Origin of the sequence: Streptomyces sp. enrichment culture (genome assembly GCF_964272855.1) — a bacterium.
GTDB lineage: Bacteria > Actinomycetota > Actinomycetes > Streptomycetales > Streptomycetaceae > Streptomyces.
This window is the reverse complement of the sequence record NZ_OZ186847.1, coordinates 8924734-8940448: the sequence shown is the minus strand read 5'-3', so window position 1 is coordinate 8940448 and position 15715 is coordinate 8924734. Positions and strand designations below refer to the sequence as shown.

General features: G+C 67.9%; 15 protein-coding genes and 1 pseudogene. 6 read left to right on the top strand and 10 right to left on the bottom strand.

The window, feature by feature from the left end; all coding sequences use genetic code 11:
- Positions 1–481 precede the first annotated feature (481 nt).
- The 9 genes and pseudogenes from ACSU6L_RS40290 to ACSU6L_RS40250 form a co-directional block, all read right to left on the bottom strand.
- Positions 482–757: a hypothetical protein gene (locus ACSU6L_RS40290; protein WP_437064623.1), complete on the bottom strand. Its 276-nt coding sequence runs from the start codon at positions 755–757 to the stop codon at positions 482–484.
- Positions 758–781: 24 nt separating this feature from the next.
- Positions 782–1076, bottom strand: a pseudogene (locus ACSU6L_RS40285) (transposase); the annotation flags it as partial.
- 239 nt (positions 1077–1315) lie between these two features.
- Complete coding sequence (locus ACSU6L_RS40280; protein ID WP_351868010.1) at positions 1316–2401, bottom strand: hypothetical protein; 1086 nt, start codon at positions 2399–2401, stop codon at positions 1316–1318.
- 13 nt (positions 2402–2414) lie between these two features.
- Positions 2415–3434 carry a hypothetical protein gene (locus ACSU6L_RS40275; protein WP_437064621.1) on the bottom strand — a complete coding sequence of 340 codons (1020 nt, stop codon included), beginning with the start codon at positions 3432–3434 and terminating at the stop codon, positions 2415–2417.
- 292 nt (positions 3435–3726) lie between these two features.
- On the bottom strand, positions 3727–4440 hold the full coding sequence (locus ACSU6L_RS40270; RefSeq protein WP_437064619.1) for a hypothetical protein: 714 nt from the start codon (positions 4438–4440) through the stop codon (positions 3727–3729).
- A 149-nt stretch (positions 4441–4589) separates the two neighbouring features.
- Complete coding sequence (locus ACSU6L_RS40265) at positions 4590–5267, bottom strand: DNA/RNA non-specific endonuclease (protein WP_437064617.1); 678 nt, start codon at positions 5265–5267, stop codon at positions 4590–4592.
- Positions 5191–6456: a hypothetical protein gene (locus ACSU6L_RS40260; protein WP_437064615.1), complete on the bottom strand. Its 1266-nt coding sequence runs from the start codon at positions 6454–6456 to the stop codon at positions 5191–5193. The genes ACSU6L_RS40265 and ACSU6L_RS40260 overlap by 77 nt, the downstream gene beginning before the upstream one ends.
- Positions 6457–7591: 1135 nt before the next feature.
- The gene (locus tag ACSU6L_RS40255) at positions 7592–7795 is read right to left on the bottom strand and encodes a hypothetical protein (protein ID WP_437064614.1); all 204 of its coding nucleotides are present in this window, start codon (positions 7793–7795) and stop codon (positions 7592–7594) included.
- Positions 7796–8039: 244 nt separating this feature from the next.
- Positions 8040–8405: a hypothetical protein gene (locus ACSU6L_RS40250; protein ID WP_437064612.1), complete on the bottom strand. Its 366-nt coding sequence runs from the start codon at positions 8403–8405 to the stop codon at positions 8040–8042.
- A gap of 99 nt (positions 8406–8504) precedes the next feature.
- Here ACSU6L_RS40250 and ACSU6L_RS40245 point away from each other — a divergent pair, with 99 nt between their 5' ends.
- The 3 genes from ACSU6L_RS40245 (at position 8505) to ACSU6L_RS40235 (ending at position 10752) form a co-directional block, all read left to right on the top strand.
- Positions 8505–9656: a tyrosine-type recombinase/integrase gene (locus ACSU6L_RS40245; RefSeq protein ID WP_437064610.1), complete on the top strand. Its 1152-nt coding sequence runs from the start codon at positions 8505–8507 to the stop codon at positions 9654–9656.
- Positions 9657–9733: 77 nt separating this feature from the next.
- Entirely contained in the window at positions 9734–10165 is a 432-nt protein-coding gene (locus ACSU6L_RS40240) for a hypothetical protein (protein ID WP_437064608.1), read from the top strand.
- Positions 10162–10752 carry a DUF6262 family protein gene (locus ACSU6L_RS40235; protein ID WP_437064606.1) on the top strand — a complete coding sequence of 197 codons (591 nt, stop codon included), beginning with the start codon at positions 10162–10164 and terminating at the stop codon, positions 10750–10752. The genes ACSU6L_RS40240 and ACSU6L_RS40235 overlap by 4 nt, the downstream gene beginning before the upstream one ends.
- Before the next feature lie 79 nt (positions 10753–10831).
- Here ACSU6L_RS40235 and ACSU6L_RS40230 read toward each other — a convergent pair whose 3' ends face one another.
- On the bottom strand, positions 10832–11899 hold the full coding sequence (locus tag ACSU6L_RS40230) for a hypothetical protein (RefSeq protein WP_437064604.1): 1068 nt from the start codon (positions 11897–11899) through the stop codon (positions 10832–10834).
- Positions 11900–12175: 276 nt separating this feature from the next.
- Here ACSU6L_RS40230 and ACSU6L_RS40225 point away from each other — a divergent pair, with 276 nt between their 5' ends.
- From ACSU6L_RS40225 to ACSU6L_RS40215, 3 genes are all read left to right on the top strand, one after another.
- Positions 12176–13456, top strand: a complete 1281-nt coding sequence (locus tag ACSU6L_RS40225; protein ID WP_437064602.1) for a S8 family peptidase — start codon at positions 12176–12178, stop codon at positions 13454–13456.
- A 520-nt stretch (positions 13457–13976) separates the two neighbouring features.
- The gene (gene lexA / locus ACSU6L_RS40220; protein ID WP_437065231.1) at positions 13977–14621 is read left to right on the top strand and encodes a transcriptional repressor LexA; all 645 of its coding nucleotides are present in this window, start codon (positions 13977–13979) and stop codon (positions 14619–14621) included.
- Positions 14622–14965: 344 nt separating this feature from the next.
- Positions 14966–15466, top strand: a complete 501-nt coding sequence (locus ACSU6L_RS40215; RefSeq protein WP_437064600.1) for a hypothetical protein — start codon at positions 14966–14968, stop codon at positions 15464–15466.
- Positions 15467–15715: the final 249 nt, after the last annotated feature.

Below are 15715 nucleotides of genomic sequence, written 5' to 3'. Positions count from 1 at the left end.
AAGGGTGGGGAACAGAGGCGGATGCGCGCAGGCGGCATGGGCAAAAGCAGGGGGGTGGCTGGTCAAAGTGGGGGATGCCGGGCCTCTCTCAGGGGCGTTGGGGCGGCCCAGCTCCGGACGCTCGACCGCCTCGAGGGGGTGCGGGAGCATTGCCCGGCAGGAACACCCTGGCCCGGGCGTGACAAAGCCACGCAACCCCCCGGGCCGCCCCGTGCTGGCGGCCGACGCCACAAGCGGCCCCGCCTCCCCCTTGGCCGGGGGTCGGGGCCGGTGCATGCCGTGCAAGGGCCGATCCGGGGGCGTCGTCGGGGCGTAGTGGAGAAGGCGGTCTCGGGCGCTACGGGGGGCATTAGCGCGGGCGGGCCCATGGCCTCGACGCACCGCACAGCCTCGTCGACGACGCGTCGCGGTTCCAGTGCCGGATTCGAGGGTGGTCGGCCCGCCCGGCGGCGGGTCGGTTCCGGGCGGACTGCGAGGGTCGTCAGGCGCAGAGGGCCTGGGCGCCGGCCCGGATGGCGGGGTGGAAGAAGACGTCGCCGACCAGGCGGGAGTGGAGGGTGACGATGCCGCTGGGCAGTTCCAGGTGGACGCTCACGGTGCGGGTCCGGGCGGCCTGCCGGGCCATCGAGCGCAGCCAGGCGCCGGACACCGGCTCGTGGTGGGTGAAGGCGCCGTAACGCAGGCTCAGGCCACGGAAGCTGCTGGTGTAGTGCTCGCCGGTGATCAGGCCCGTTTCGGCGGGGGTGAGCCGGTGCACCAGCGTGAACCGGCTGCCCGGTCAGGTCGCGGTGGCGTCCTGCTTCTCGGAGTGAGCCAGCACGAGCACCCCGTCCAGGTCCACGATCACCTGCCCCGCCCGCGGCATCCGGCGCCGCAGTGCCGGCCAGCTTCCACACGTGCTCGCGCACGCCGGCCCGAGCGGTCCTGATCGCGGACAGGGCCTTCGGCCCGGCTGCGGCGAGGGCGTCGACGAGCCGGGAGACCGTGGGGTCGGAGGCCACCGGCCCGAACACGCCGGGCTCGGCCCGCAGCGTCCCGACATCCGCGAGGCAGTCCCCGCCCAGCGCGACCGCGAGGTGCTGCGCCTGAACGTCGCACGCCTCTACGGATGGCCGGCCACCGCCACCACGTACGAGCACGTGGAGCAGTGGCTCCGCTCGCGCTACTGCACGATCGTCTGGCACCGCACCCGTGCGTCGGGCACGCTCGTCGACCTGGTCGCCGCCGACTCGATGCCGTGCCCGGCCAGCGTCGCGCTCTACCGGACGGGCCCGGGACGCGTCGCGCCCCCGGGCCCGTCCCGTATCGGTGCAGGTCAGCGGACCTGGACGGATGCGACCAGAGTGTTTAGGTCCGGCCAGAGCTTCTTGTTCGTCTCCGGCAGTACGACCCACAGCACCGAGGGGCGGACCCGCCCGGTGTCGACCACGAGGACCGCGTTCAGGTCCATCGTGGACGGCACCCCGCGTTTGTGGAAGTGGATCTCGCTGACCAGCAGCCAGGCGTCATGTCCGTCGACCTTCAGCGGCTGCGAGGCGACGTCGACCAGGATCGCCTGGTCGCGGGGGTACTCGTAGCGCCGCCGCTCGTCCATCACCGCGCCCGCCACGCCCCGCAGCTCCCCGGTGCCGCCGGCCGCGGCCATGATGTCCTCGTCGACCTGCGTGGACTTCACGAGTGCGCGCTGGCGCCCCTCCTGCTTGCGGGTGAAGCCATCGAAGACCGGATCCAGCGTCTTGCTCCGGTCCCACGTGCCGCCCAGCTCCGCGTACTCCAGGGAGGAGTCCGTGACGGTGCCGATGACCGGCGAGCCCTCGCCCGGGTAGTCCGGCACCTTGACCGTCCCGGTGAGCCGCCGCTCCTCGGGCAGCGGGGAGGCGCCGGGGGTGAGAGTGGGCACGGGGATGCCCCGCTGCGGGGCGTCCGCGGTGCTGCCCGCGCAGGTGGCGGACGAGGAGTCCGGTGTGCTGTGCGCCTGCTGGACCACCTTGCCGCCGACCAGCACGGTGCACGTGAGAGTGCCCCCTTCCTGGTCCTCGCGGCTTCTGACGTCCAGATAGAAGTCGGCGCCCGCCGCCAGCTCGACGGTCTTGCGGTACGGCAGGATGACGACCCCGTGGGGCTCGTGGTTGCCGTTCGCCTCCCCGACGGTGAGGTTCACCGAGGGGTGGTCGCCCGTCGCGATGTAGGTGACCTCGACCCGCCGGGATTCCTTGTCCGGGGATGCCCCGTCGTCGCTCGGGTCGCCGACGGCCAGGGCCAGGCCCACCGCGCCGAGCGTGACCACCTCGAAGAGGATCACCAGGGCGCCGACCAGGTAGAACCCGCCCGGGATCCGGTCGAAGGTCTTCTTGCCGCGGCCGGAGTGGAACTCGCGTCTCGGCTGGGATGTCTGCGTCATGTCGTCCTCCCCCTCACGCCCGGCCGCTGTCGCCGGACCGGCGGTCGGCCGGCTCGTCGGCGAACCGCGTGGCCAGCAGCCCCGCCTCCCGCGCCTCGTCCAGCATCCGGTGCAGGTCCTGGAGCCGGGACCGGTCGGCGAGCCCCTCGATCTCGGCGACGGCCAGCTCGTCCCGCACCGTGTTCACCACCAGCTCGTGCATGTCCTCGCCGAGTTGCTCCAGCTCACGTACGGCCTCCCACTCGCGGTACGCCGCGTCCGCCGCGCGGGTGTTCTCGGCGTACCGCTCCAGCGCATCCACCCGCTCCTCCAACGCGCTCGACGACAGCCGCAGCGCCTGCCGCTGAGTCCGCAGCACCTCCTCCACCCGCGAGCCGGAGGCGTCCCCGGCAGCGGTACGCACCTTCCGCGCCAGCCGGGTCAGCTCGGCCAGGCGCTGGGCGATCTCGTACTGTTGGGCCGGCAGCGTCACGTCGTTGGCGATGTCGTCCAGCAGCCCGTCCTGGTCGACCTGCGACTGGAGTACCGCCGTCACGGCGGCCTGGGCGCGCTCCATCCGGCGCAGCGGCGAGTGGCCCAGCAGCTCGCGCAGGGAGTCGTCGCCGAAGTCCTCGGCCAGGTAGTAGCGGCCGTGGCGCAGCCGGGCCACCCGCTGCCGCTCGTCGGTCCCGCAGCCGAGGACGACGATCAGCAGCCAGGCCAGCAGGTGCACGCCCACGACGGTCAGGATGAACGCCTCGAACCCGAACTGGACCCCGACCCAGATCAGCCCCGCCTGCGCCGCGAGCCCGACGGCCAGGCCGGGCCACACGCCGATCAGCGCCCACAGGATCGTCACCGGCAGTAGCGCGCACACCGCGGAGACCCCCAGGGCCGTCCAGATGTCCGCCTTGGTACGGCCGCCCAGCCCCGGCTCCTCGGGCAGCGGCAGCGTGGCTGGGAAGAGTCCGTCGGCGGACTTCTCCAGCAGCACGCGCTCCGTGTCCTCGAGGGCCGGATCCACCACCGGCCGCAGCGCAATGTCCTGCGCCATTCAGCAACACCCCCCACAGGTTGGGGGAGATCGTGACACACGCCGGAGGGGCTGCCCACGCCACCCCTGTTCCCGCCGCCGACTGAGACGGCGCGAACCCGAAGACAAACTGTCTTCCACCCTTGGCCTGATGCCGCTGAGGCCGACGGGGTGCGACGCGCAGCCAGAGGCGCCCCTGTCCGGTAGCCGGCGCCCCCAGTCCTGCGCCCGGTGACCCCTGTCCGGGCGCTGGCAATTGCCACTTCACACGCTTCTGTGCATTCCCTTGAATGTAACTGGCGCGTGCACCACGCTAGCTAGGGAAGTATCGTTCCAGGGTTTCCACCCATTTGTCAGGGGTGATGTGGCCGCCGTCCTTCTTCAGCCTGTCGGCTTGGGCCTGGACGAGGGTGCTGAGAGCGGCGACGAAGGGCACGACTGCAATGTCATCGGCGAGTGGGGCGGCGGCTTCTCGCAGCCGCCGCTGTGCGGCAGTGAAACGGCTCTGGGTACGGGCGCCCTGCGACCGGATGCATCTGCTGATGTCGTCGAAAGCCGGATTGTTCTTGTAAGAGGACTGCTCGACGAGAGTGAGCAATCGCTGTGCGTTGTCCCGCTCGTGTGCTTTGTAGATCTGCCCGTGCTGCGTAGCGTAGACGAGCTGGTTCCACATCACGCTGTCGATTGCGGGACGTACCCCGTCTGGCAAGTTGCCGGTCGTGATCAGTGAAGTGATCAATCCGATGCCGACGCTGCGGTTCTGCGTGCCTCCCGTCAGGTAGCCCATCCCTCGGACCAGGGAATCCATCTGCCATTGTCGGTCGCGGGCCAGAGCGTCCGATTGCCAATGCCGAACGCGGGTGTCTAGGTCGGCTTGCCACTGCTCGACGCGGGTGTCGATTTCCTTCTTCCACTGCCTGCGGTCGGTATGCAATTTGATCAGGGCCGCGATGAAGGCCAGCACTCCGGCAGTGAAGACTCCCCATGCCGCCGCGATCGGCACCCACCACGGCGCTGTGTCTGTCACAGTTGGTCGTCTCCTTGCTCTCCGATTGCTGCCAGCTCAAGGGGGGACGGGCCTGACCAAGCTTCCCGGTGCGAGGGCGTGCACCGACGGCCGCGGACGCAGTTGCCGAGGGGGCTGGCTGCCCTCTCGGCAGAAGGCACGGTCTGTCGCTAGTGCCACTGAATGTCAGCGAGGCTGTCCAGCGGTGCTCGCTCTTCCAGTGCTTCGGGTACGGCCAGCGTGTCTGCCTTGCGCAGGGCAGCGGGGAAGCGGAGCCGGCAGCGTTCTTCGATCTCGCTCAGGTTGACCTGGAAGACGCGGAACTCGTCGAGTTCGAGGGCCTCGAGCTGGTTGAGGTTCTGAGTGAGCAGGAACGCTCTGGCCTTAAGTTGACCATTCTCGGAGAAGGCGATGACTTTCCAGTACTCGCGAGGGATCTGGACGTCGCGGAACAGGCGGTCATCGTCCTGGAAGACCGGGCCGCCGAACGCGCTCACCTTCAGGTCGTCGACTTCGACATCGGCGAAGACGGCGTCTTCGAGCTGGCCCCACAGGCCGCCCTTGCTGCTCTGGTTGAAGTCATCCATCTGTGGAGTGATGTTGGTGTAGAAGAACGAGTCCAGGTTGGCCTGCTTCGCCTCGGCCGGACTGCCCCAGAGCAGGTCAGCGCGGCGGGCGATGTGTCCGCGGTCGAGCCGGTTGGCCTCATACAGCTCGTTGCCGATCTGGACGTCGTCATCGATGCGCGGGTCCTTGACGAACTTGATGCCGTTACGGCTGAGTCTCTTGAGCGATGCGCCGTCGATGTTCCAGGCCACCCAATTCGCGAAGCACCGAGACTCGCTCAATGCCAGTGAGAAGTGCGTGTAATGGATGACTTCGGAGCCGCCCAGCAGGACTGCGTCGTCCTTGATGGCTGCGTTGAGCTGCGGGGCGTCGATCCGTTTCACCAGGAAGCCGGGGTCGTATCCCTTGATGAGCTCGGCTTCTTCGACCGACGGAGGCTGCAGGCTGATCTCGAGTTTCCCGAAGACCCGAGCGTGGCAGGCAGGCTAGTGCGTGCTCGTCCGGGTTGTTACCACTCTCTCCACCGAAGTGCAGGCCGGCCAGGACCTTGCCGGGTCGGCCGTTTGCAGCCTTGAACATCCACACAGAGCCCGAATCTCCGCCCCGACTCACCTCGTCGTCGGCAGGCGGGTTGACCGGGTCGATTCCGATCTCGAAGCAGCCGATGATCTGCTCGCCGACACCCTCCCCGTAGTCGATCTTGGCGAGGGTGTCGATGCGCCGGACAATGCCGTGTGTGACTTCCGTGGTGCGGCCGCTCTTGATGACCTTGTCACCGAGTTCCGGCTCGCCCAGTTCTTCCGGTACAACGCCGATCTCGAAGATCTCCCTGCTGAACTGGCGATCCTCGATCGTCGCCACCGCGCAGTCCCCCGCGATACCGAGATGGGAGCGCTTCAGGGTTCCGAGACGGTTGAGGGTGATGCGGTTGTCATCGTGCGGGCCGGGCTGCACGATTGCCTCACCCAAGGCGCCGTCCGGGCCGTGCAGCACGTGCCAGTTACTCAGGACATAGGGGGTTGCATCGTTCTTGTCGAAGACGATGCAGCCGATGGTGCCGGCAGAGACCTCGACGTGTCCGACACTCGCCCCGGGCACGATCGGGTCGAGACGCCGCTTGCGCATCGGGCCCTCGGCCTCGGCGACGACACGGAATTGCGTCGTGTAGCTGCGTTCGATGACGTCAGTGGGGACCTCCACACCAGCCACCTCGATCGCCGCCGGGAGCTCGGCAGTTCCCAGCGCCTCCAATTCCTCAGGCTCGGAGGTCTTCACGTCTACCGTGAACTGCAGCGTGAGCTCCTCGACTGTCTCACCGCCCCTTTGGCGGTAGCCGATGCCAATCGAGGTCACATTCGGGTCGAAGAGGTAGCTCTGACCCTTTGCCCGAATGAACTGCCGGAGCGCGGCCACAAGTTTGTCCTGCTCGGATGCCGCCTTGGACGTCGCGGACTTCTTCTTGGCGACCACGGATGGTCCCTTCGCGAAGCGGGTGCCAACAGGTGCTGGCATGGGGACAGAGGACATGGCCGCCGGCCATCGGGAGCGAACAGAGCTAGTAGCCGTCCAGGAGAGCCTGCGGACCAGAGCAGAACTGAGCGGCATGCCGGCGCTACGGCTAGCGTCACCGCACGGCAGACAGCGGCAGCCACCAATCCTCGCCACTGATTGTTATCATTCAGTGACTTTTCGTCCACTATGGAGTAAAGGGAGAATTGCTACGAGGCGCAGCAAGAGGTCGGCGTCGGAGAGGCGGCGTACCAGGAGGTGGGTTTGCTGGTCGGTGGCCTCGTAGCGGGGGTGGTCCAGGCGCAGGATGGTCTCCATGAGGCTGTGGTCGCGTTCGCGCTGGCGGCGGTCGGGCCCCAGGGCGGTGAGTTCGACGACCGGCCCGAGCTCGGGGTGCTGGAGCTCGCGGGCGGTGAAGCCGTGGCGGGGCGTGTCGGTCCGGGTGCCGTAGCGCAGGCGGGTGAGGGTGAACGGCTTGAAGTATCGAGCGACGGTGTTCGCGCGGGCGGGGGCAGTCTCCTGGGAGGTGCGGACGGGCTTGCCCCAGTGCCTTCTCTACGTCGGCGTAGGTGTACGGGGCGGTGAGGGGGGCGGCGGTGTAGCGGGTGGCGTAGGGGCCGAGGTGGGCTTCGGCCCACGCGCGGGCGCCGTCGGAATCGGCGAACGGCCCGTAGGAGTCGAGGTGGGCGGTGCGGCCGCCGTCCGAGGTGCCGTCGTCGGCGGCGGTGGCGATGATCAGCCAGGTGTGTGGGCGGTGGGTGCCGGCGACGAACTGGGCGTTGACGGTGGCTATCGGCTCGCCGTCGAGGTCGCGGATGGTGGTCAGCCGGAGGCAGGTACATGGCGGAGCTCCTTGCGGTCGGGTGAGGCGGGCTGGAGTGGCGGCCGCTCGCGTTGCGGCGGCCGGGCGGGTTCACCATCGGGGTACGGCCGTCTGGCGCAGCAAGCCGGCTGGGGCGCTGGTGCCGGGCAGCCGGGTCGGGGGTGGGTGAGGGCAGTGCGCGGATGGGCCCGCGCCCAAGACCGTGGTGTCCCTGGGCCCGGGTCGGGGGCGTGGGGGCCGGGGCGAGCGCGGTGTTTCGGCGTGCCCGGGCGGTCAGGTGGGCTGGCAGGCGGGGCAGTGTTCGTGACTGTCGTAGTCGTGGGCGCCTTGGTCGTGGTCGTCCGCCAGGTCGGCACAGACGATGCAGTAGGTGTCGGGGCTGTCGTCGGACAGGGCCTGGAAGGGCGATCGGCAGTGGCAGTTTCGACAGGACCGGTTGGCGGCGGGCCGGGGCGGCTGAGAGGGAGTGCGGCGCATGGCGGGGCTCCGTCTGCGTGCGTGGTGAAGGGCTGTCGGGTCCTGCAGGGGCGGCCGGAGTAGGCCGGGACCGGGCGCTCGCAGCGCACAAGTAGGGAGATCCGTGCGGGGCGCTCACCGGCCGACCTCACTGGCGTTCACCACGGGGCAAGCGACGCAACCCCGCCCCGGCTGCTTTGGCGGGCAGGCGACCTGGCGAGCCGCCTGCCCCTGTCGCGGGGCGGGCCATCCGGTGTGCTGCGGGTCAGGCGCGGGCGGCGGGTCGGGCCGCCTTGCTCAGGCGGCCGAGGGTGGTGGTGCGGGCCCGGGCGCTGGAGAGCATGATGCGGTCGGAGTGCTCGTGTCCCTCAGCGTTGAAGTGGTCGGCGGGCCACGTGCATGCGGCCTGTTCCGTCTCGGGCAGGGCTGGGAAGTCTCCGCCGAGCAGGTCCCGGCCGATCGGGCCGCGGGGCCGGGCCTTAAAGACGGAGAAGAGCGGTGGTCGCCGCTCCCCCGGGCTCCCGGGCGGGAAACGAAGCTGCGGGGCCCCGGCGCCAGGCGGCGGGCGGGCGTCGTGCGGTGCCGGGAACGCGGTCCGGCCGGGGCCCTGCCTGGGGGTCCCCGGGGCCACGTGTCGCAGTTCAGGTACAGCGCCGGTTCAGGTGTCCCGCGCATGGGCCCGCGTCGGCGTGGCTGGGGGAACTCACATTCGCGGGCAGTGGTCCGGGTGATGGTGAACCATCTCCGAACCGTCTACTTCTCTCGCGAAGACACCAAGGACGCCGGTTTCCTTGAGACAGAGCACTTCGGCATCCGGCTCCCGGACCGCAGCAGCTTCATCGAGCTTACGAACGTCACCCAGAGATGGCTGCGAGACCTGCTCTGGGATCACATCGCACACCGGCTGACCAGCAACCCGCCCCGCAGCCACCTATCGATCGACAACTGGAGGAGGGGCTGCGCGGAACTCTCAGCCTTTCTGCAAGCCCAAGCTCCGGGGGCTGGACACGACCCCACGCTTCTGACCGGTCAGCACATGCTCGACTTCGTCACCGACGAGCGACACCGCGCGGAACACACACTGCCCCACCTCGCCGTCCGCGCGAAGGGCAGCGTCGCAGGAACCGCCGCCACCGCCAGCAAGGACGGAGTGGCCCGGCTGTTCAATGCCCTGCGAGCAGTGCTCAGGGCAGCCATGGACAGCGGTCACACGGAACGGATCGGCCCGGACCGCGCCTTCATCGTCGCCCTGCCCTACGGCGGCACGAAAGGAGGACGGCGCCGACCATTCCCCGATGACGTCGCCCGGGCCCTGCCCAGCGAGGCGAACCTCGAACGGTTGGAGACCTTCGACTTCGAAGACCGCGGACTGCGCGACATCTGGGAGGCACTCGTGCTGACCGGCAGACGCAGCGGCGAGATCCGCAACACCCGCCTGGACTGCATCAGCCGCCTCGGCGGCCTGCCCATGTTCTGGCACGACCAGACCAAGGTCGGCAATTACGACGAGGCGATCCGGATCCCCGAACGTCTCTACCAGAGGATTGAACAGCGTCAGGCCAAGACCATCCACCGCTTCCGTGAGAAGCACGGCCGTCTGCCCACACCGGACGAGAAACGCCGCATCGCGCTCTTCCCCCGACGCACCTCGAACCGCTCGATGCTCAAGGGCGCAGGAAGCGGCTGGTTCACCGACGCCTTCCGCGACTGGGTGGACACCCTCGACATCGGCCAATGGGTCCCTCACCAAGCCCGCCATACCTTGGCGACAAACCTGCTCAAGAACGGCGCGAACCTCGTCCATATCAAACGCTACCTGGCCAGGTTTCCATCACGATGGCCGAGCACTATGTCCATCTCGCCAACACAGACCCGAAATTGAACGCCGCCCTCCAAGCAGTCTGGGTCGCCGGCCCCGGGGCAGCCGAGCCAGGACTGATGCTGTCCGGCGAAGAGCCGATGACTCGGGAACAGGCCGCGGCCCTGGTTGTTGATCTCAGCCGGACATCGACACCGGCCGAGGGCGGCTTCTGCACCTTCCAGCCCGTCGTCAACGGCGACGCCTGCCCCTGGAACCTGGACTGCCACAACTGCGACAAGTTCGTCCTGTCCGGAGCCGACCTCGTCTACTGGCACCGGAAACGCGAGCAGTGGCGCCAACTGGCCGAGCGGGCACCCGATCCCGCGACCGCCGACTACCTGCACGAGGTCTTCGAACCGACCGCCCGCGCCATCGACGGCCTGGAGAAGGCACTGAAAGCCGTCGGGCTGCTCGACGAAGCCCTCGCCCTCGACCTGCGACGCCCTCAGGACTACTTCGGACTCATCTGGAGCACCGCCTTCCGAGCCCAGGAACTGGCCCGACACGAAGAGAACGGTCACGTCACATGAGGCCCGATGCCACCGAAGCCGCCCTCGCTGCCCGCCGCCGTCAGACACTACGGAAACTGGAGCAGGTCGAGACGGCCATCAGGCAGCTTCATCGCGAGCGCGGCCGGCTGACCGTCCGGGCCATCGCCGAGCGAGCCGGCGTATCGGTCACCTTCTGCTACGAGAACACCGACGCCCGAGCCCTCGTGAGAAACGCCGCCGTCAGCAGCCACAGCCGCCACGACAGGGACGGACAAGCAGTCCACGAACGGATCGAAGCCTCTTGGCGCGAACGGGCGCTCAACGCAGAAGAAGAGCTGGCCCGCACCCAAAAGGAAGTCCTCACCCAACGACAACGGATCGGTGAGCTGATGGGCCAGATCCGCGATTTCGACCAGATGGTCCCCGGCGAGTCGGTTCAGCAACTCGTCACCGAAAACAGCACCCTCAAACACCGCGTCCACCAGCTAACCCAAGAACACCGCAGACTCCAGGAACGACTCGAAGGCGCACGCTCCAACCTCCGCTTCGCCGACAAACGGATCAGTGACCTGGAATCACAGCTTCTTGATCGGCAATCCCAGCCACAGCCCGGTGTCGATCACTGAGGAACGATCCATCGAGATTTCGGACCTACAAGCGTCCACGCATTCCACGGCTCGTCGATGCTCGTTGCAGCACAGCGGATCAGTTTGGGCAACCGGGCACCGGGTCCGGGCTGCCGCTGCAGTTTGTGGGCTGGTTGTCCGCCACGATGGTGGACACCAGCCGCACTGGGCCTTCTTCGTTGTAGATGCCGCCCGGAGCAGTGGCTGCGATGTTCCCGGTCACCGAGCTGTCCTCGAGGGTTGCCGCCGCGGCGTTTCCCCGTTGGGCGATGCCACCGCCCTTGCCGTTGGTCCTGTTGTCGCGGACGTGACTCCTGTTGAGGAAGAGCCGACCAGTGTTGCCGATGCCGCCGCCGATGCTGGAGGCATGGGTTGCCGTGTTGTCGATGACCTTGCTGTTGTTCAGCGTGGTCGTCCCGCCGTTTCCGTTGATGATGCCGCCGCCTCCTCTGCCATGAGAGGTGTTGCCGGAAATCAAGCTGTCGTTGACGGTCAGGCGGCCGGTGTTGTTCCGGATCCCCCCGCTCGTGTCGCCGGCGGTGTTGCCGCTGATGGTGCTGCGCACGATCTTTGCTGTGCCGTCCTGGAACATTCCACCGCCATGGGAACTCGAGGTGTTGTTACTGAGAATGCTGTCCCGCAGCGTCACCGAACCGCTGAAATTGTCAATTCCTCCGCCGCCCGGACGCGACCCCAGCCCGCCAGCCGCATTGTTGATGATCTTGCTCTCGTTGATCGTGAGACTGCTGGCCGGGCGGACCCAAATTCCGCCGCCGTTCTCAGCGCGGCCGTCGCGAACGGTGACGTTGTTCAGGGTGAGATCACCGAAAGGACTGTCGACGAGGAAGAGACGGAAGTCCTCCGCGGATTCCCGCTTGATGATGCTGTCCTGGCCGTGGATGGTGATCTTGGAGATGACGGCTGGCAGAGCAGTGTCCTCACTGGCCGGTGTTGTGATCCCGTAGGTGCAGCCGGGAGTGAGCCAGAACTCTCCGCCACCGTGCTCATTCGCCTCGCGGATGGCGTCCTTGAGCGCATCTTCATTGCACGCGATGGGCCGTTGACGCGCTGGATCGGCGGCTGATGGAACGGCTGTGGCAGCGCTGATCACAACGGCCACGGCAACAGCGGTTCGCAGCTTGGGCACAGCGTTTCCTTCTTTCCAGCCAGAGAGCCATTCGGTCCGAGACACTTCCGACGTGCTTCCGAACCACGAGAGAAAGGTGAGCAAGGCATCTCTAACCACGATCGTTCGGACTGAGCGTGGGCTCACCCTTTCGCGGGACGCGTACACCGGAGAAGTCAGGTTCCGGGATTCCCGGCGGGTGAATCTTTCCCCCATTAGGGCCAGTGGGCGGCACGACGTTCCAATGAGTGGGAATGCCCGTCGTACTTGGGATTGGGCATCTGGAACGGAGCACTCATGGCGTCAGCATCGCGACTGCGGCGGAAGACGGTCGTCCGACTGGCAGGCGGCGTTCTGTCCGCCCTCGCCGTCGTGGCAGCCACGGTCCCGGCCCAGGCTTCCGAGAGCACACCCTCACGATGGATCGTCGTCCTCAAGGACTCCGCCGGCGACCCGTCCAAGGTAAGCGCAGAGCACACCAGCCGACGGAACGCGCGCGTGAACCATGTCTACCGTGCCGCGCTCAAGGGGTACTCCGTCACAGCCACGGCCGACGAGCTGGCTGCTGTCCGTGCGGACCCGCGCGTCGCCTACGTCGAAGCGGACCAGCCAGTGCACGCTGTGGACGAACTGCCGTCCAGGAACCGTCTGCAACCCGTCGCGTTCGGAGAGGAAGTCAACCAGCAGTGGAATCTCTTCCACATCGGCGCGGTGGACAAGGCCAAGACGGGCGGTCTTACAACGCATCGCGCCGCGGACGTGGGCGTTGCCGTGCTGGACAGCGGTGTCAATGTCAACAGCCCCAACCTGAATGCCGCCTTCGGGGCCAATTGCACGGACAGCCCTGACCCCCTGGACACCGAAGGCCATGGGACCGCGGTCGCAGGTGTCGTGGGGGCGCGGAACAACGGTGGCGGAGTGCTTGGAGTGGCTCCGGGAACCAAGATCTGGTCGGTGAAGATCCTCGGTCCGAGTGAGAGCTTCGTGTCCTCCCTCATCTGCGGCATCGACTGGGTGACTGCCAACGCTCACGCCAAGAACATCAGAGTCGCCAACATGAGCGTCCTGACCGGTGCGACCGAGGCCGCGCATCAAGCCATCCGCGCCTTGGCCGCAGCAGGAGTCGTCACCACGGCCTCCGCCGGAAACGGGCCGTTCAGTTTCCAAGGAAGCGCTCCTGCCGGCTTCCCCGAGGTTCTCGCGGTCACGGCGAAGGACGTCTACAACCTTCCGTGGAATTTCTCCGCCTTCGCGCTGCGGGAAGAGGAGATCAAGCACACGATCTCCGCCCCTGGTGTCGACATCTACGTCGAGACCCTGCCGAACACCCTGTGCGGCAGCAGCGAACGCTGTCCACTCTCCGGAACGAGCTTCTCGGCCCCCCAGGTAGCCGCAGTGGTTGCCCTGTGCCTGACGTCGGGGCGCTGCAAAGGCGGGACGGACGAGATCATCCAGACTGTCCGCTCGGATGCGCGGGAGCACTACCTGAACACTGACCGGACGTTCGGCGGAACGCCGTCACTCGGCCAGAAGTTCTATGGTCATCTGGTGTGGGCCGGGCTGTACAAACAGCGCTGAGACGTCCTTCGCGTGGGGACCTCCCACCTACGGGCTTCTCAAGTTCGCGGTCGAACGCCCGGCCACAGCCCGGACACCAGCACGGCGTACCCGGGAGGAGTCGAAGAACTATGGCGCCCCTTGCGGTCCACCCTCGCTGGCCGCTTCCTGGACCTGAGCGATGTGGCCTCGGTCCGTCTTGCTGCTGTGCCGAGGCCGGCGTAGCGCCGCCCTGATCAGTGCCTACCCGCCGTTCCGGACGACCTCGGCGGCGGTCCGCTCGAGCCGGCGTTGGGCGCCACCGCGCTGGCGGACGACAGGCAGTTGCTGTTCGGACTGCGTCCTCCCGTAGGCAGTCGAGTCGATCCTGCGCCGCCCGCGCCTCGGCCAAGACGCGGGTCTGTTCCCCAGCGGGCAGCCGGAGGCGGCGGATGGATGGGACGAGTCTTTGCGCACGTGAGCAAGAGGAGGAAGGTCCCATTTCGTTTGAAACCACCATTCCGGAAACCTACGCAACGTGCTGCTGCAGGTCACCGGCGACATGGACGTTCGCGTAGTCGGTAAAGTCCGCTTCATCGAGGAGACGGTGGCGCGTCAGGGGTATCCGCCGTCGATGCGGGAGATCGGCCAGGCGGTCAGGCTGGCCAGTACCTCCTCGGTGTCGCACCAGCTGATGGCGGTGGAGAACAAGGGAGTGCTGTACCGCGATCCGAACCGGCCGCGGGCTTACCGTGTCCGGCACCGCTGGACCGGCAGTCAGGCCGGGTCAGCGGGGTTCGAGCCGGCCGTGCCGGAGCCCGCTGTCGCGGCGGATGCGGCGCGGGTGCCGCTGGTGGGCCGGATCGCGGCCGGCGCCCCGGTGCTGGCCGAGGAGATGGTCGAGGACGTGCTGGCGCTGCCGCGCCATCTCGTCGGCGAGGAGGAGCTGTTCGCGCTGCGGGTGGTGGGTGACAGCATGCTCGAGGCGGCCATCTGTGAGGGTGACATCGTCACCGTCCGCCGCCAGGACGCCGCCGACCACGGGGACATCGTCGCAGCTCTCCTGGACAGTGAGGCCACCGTCAAGCGCCTGCGCCGTGAGAACGGCCGGGTGTGGCTGATGCCCCACAACCCCGCCTACGAGCCGATTCCGGGTGAGAACGCCGCGATTCTCGGCAAGGTCGTCGCAGTCCTGCGCACTTTGTGAATGGCAGAAACGAAAAGCGGTCCGCCCGGCAGGCTGGGTGGGCCGCCGCCCATATTGCCCTGCCACCGGACGGAACGTCCGCCTGGCACGCCCTGGCGGCCCGTTCGTGTGACGCTGGCCGGGGGGTCGGCCACGCACCGGTGGCCCGTTCCGCCAGGCCCTGGACGTCTCCCGTTGAGTGACGCAGTGCGCTGGGACACGGTCGTCGGCGTGTGCCATGGCCCGGTCAGCGCTGAGCGTGTTCTCGGGCCTTCGTCCGGCCCTGGCGAGGTGGGCTGGCGGGCCTGAGCGTGGGTGATGGAATCGGGATGCGTTGCTCTGCGAGGCAGTTGCATACTCACCGCATGGCCTTGCTCTCCGGGCGGTTCCGAGATCCGCGCAGCACCGAGTACGACTTCCTCGGCTTGATCATGGTGCGGTGCCCCGGTTGCGGGAAGGCAGCCCGTGTCGTTCCAGCGCCCGAAGACTGCGATGCCGGGGGCCAGCCAGTGTTCAGGCTGCGGCGCCTGGTCTGTCGCGGCTGCGGACTGTCACGGGTGCGGAGCGGCCGTTCTCTCAGGTTCTCTCCCGGCACAGCTCAGCCGGCGACGGATCCGTACTTCGGTCTGCCGCTGTGGCTCCAGCTTGAGACCCGGCACGGCTGGCTGTGGGCGTACAACCTCCAACACCTCGACGTGATCCACCGTTTCGTCCAGGCAACGCTGCGGGAACGGGCACCCTGGTACGACACCGGACAGAAGATGACGTTGGTGGCCCGCCTTCCGGCATGGATCAAGCGAGCGAAGAACCGGGACGAGATCCTACGTGCCATCAGCCGGATCCACGCCTCACTGCTTGCCGCCTGACCTGCAAGCGCGACAGCTACGCAACATGGGGCCTACGGCGGCACCGCCGATGTCGGCGCCTACGCCAGGCGGCAAGGAATGGCGGTGCGCGTCCTGTGGCCCGAGGGAGCCTCCCGCTGACTGCGGTCAGCAGCCGAGGGTGAGACGCGGCCGCAGAGAGGCCTGCCCAGTTGCGTACTCGGCCTCGGCCAGCCGCTGGGGTAGCGGTCTGTGATGTCGGCGGCGAGCTTGCTTCAGGAGCGCAGTGCT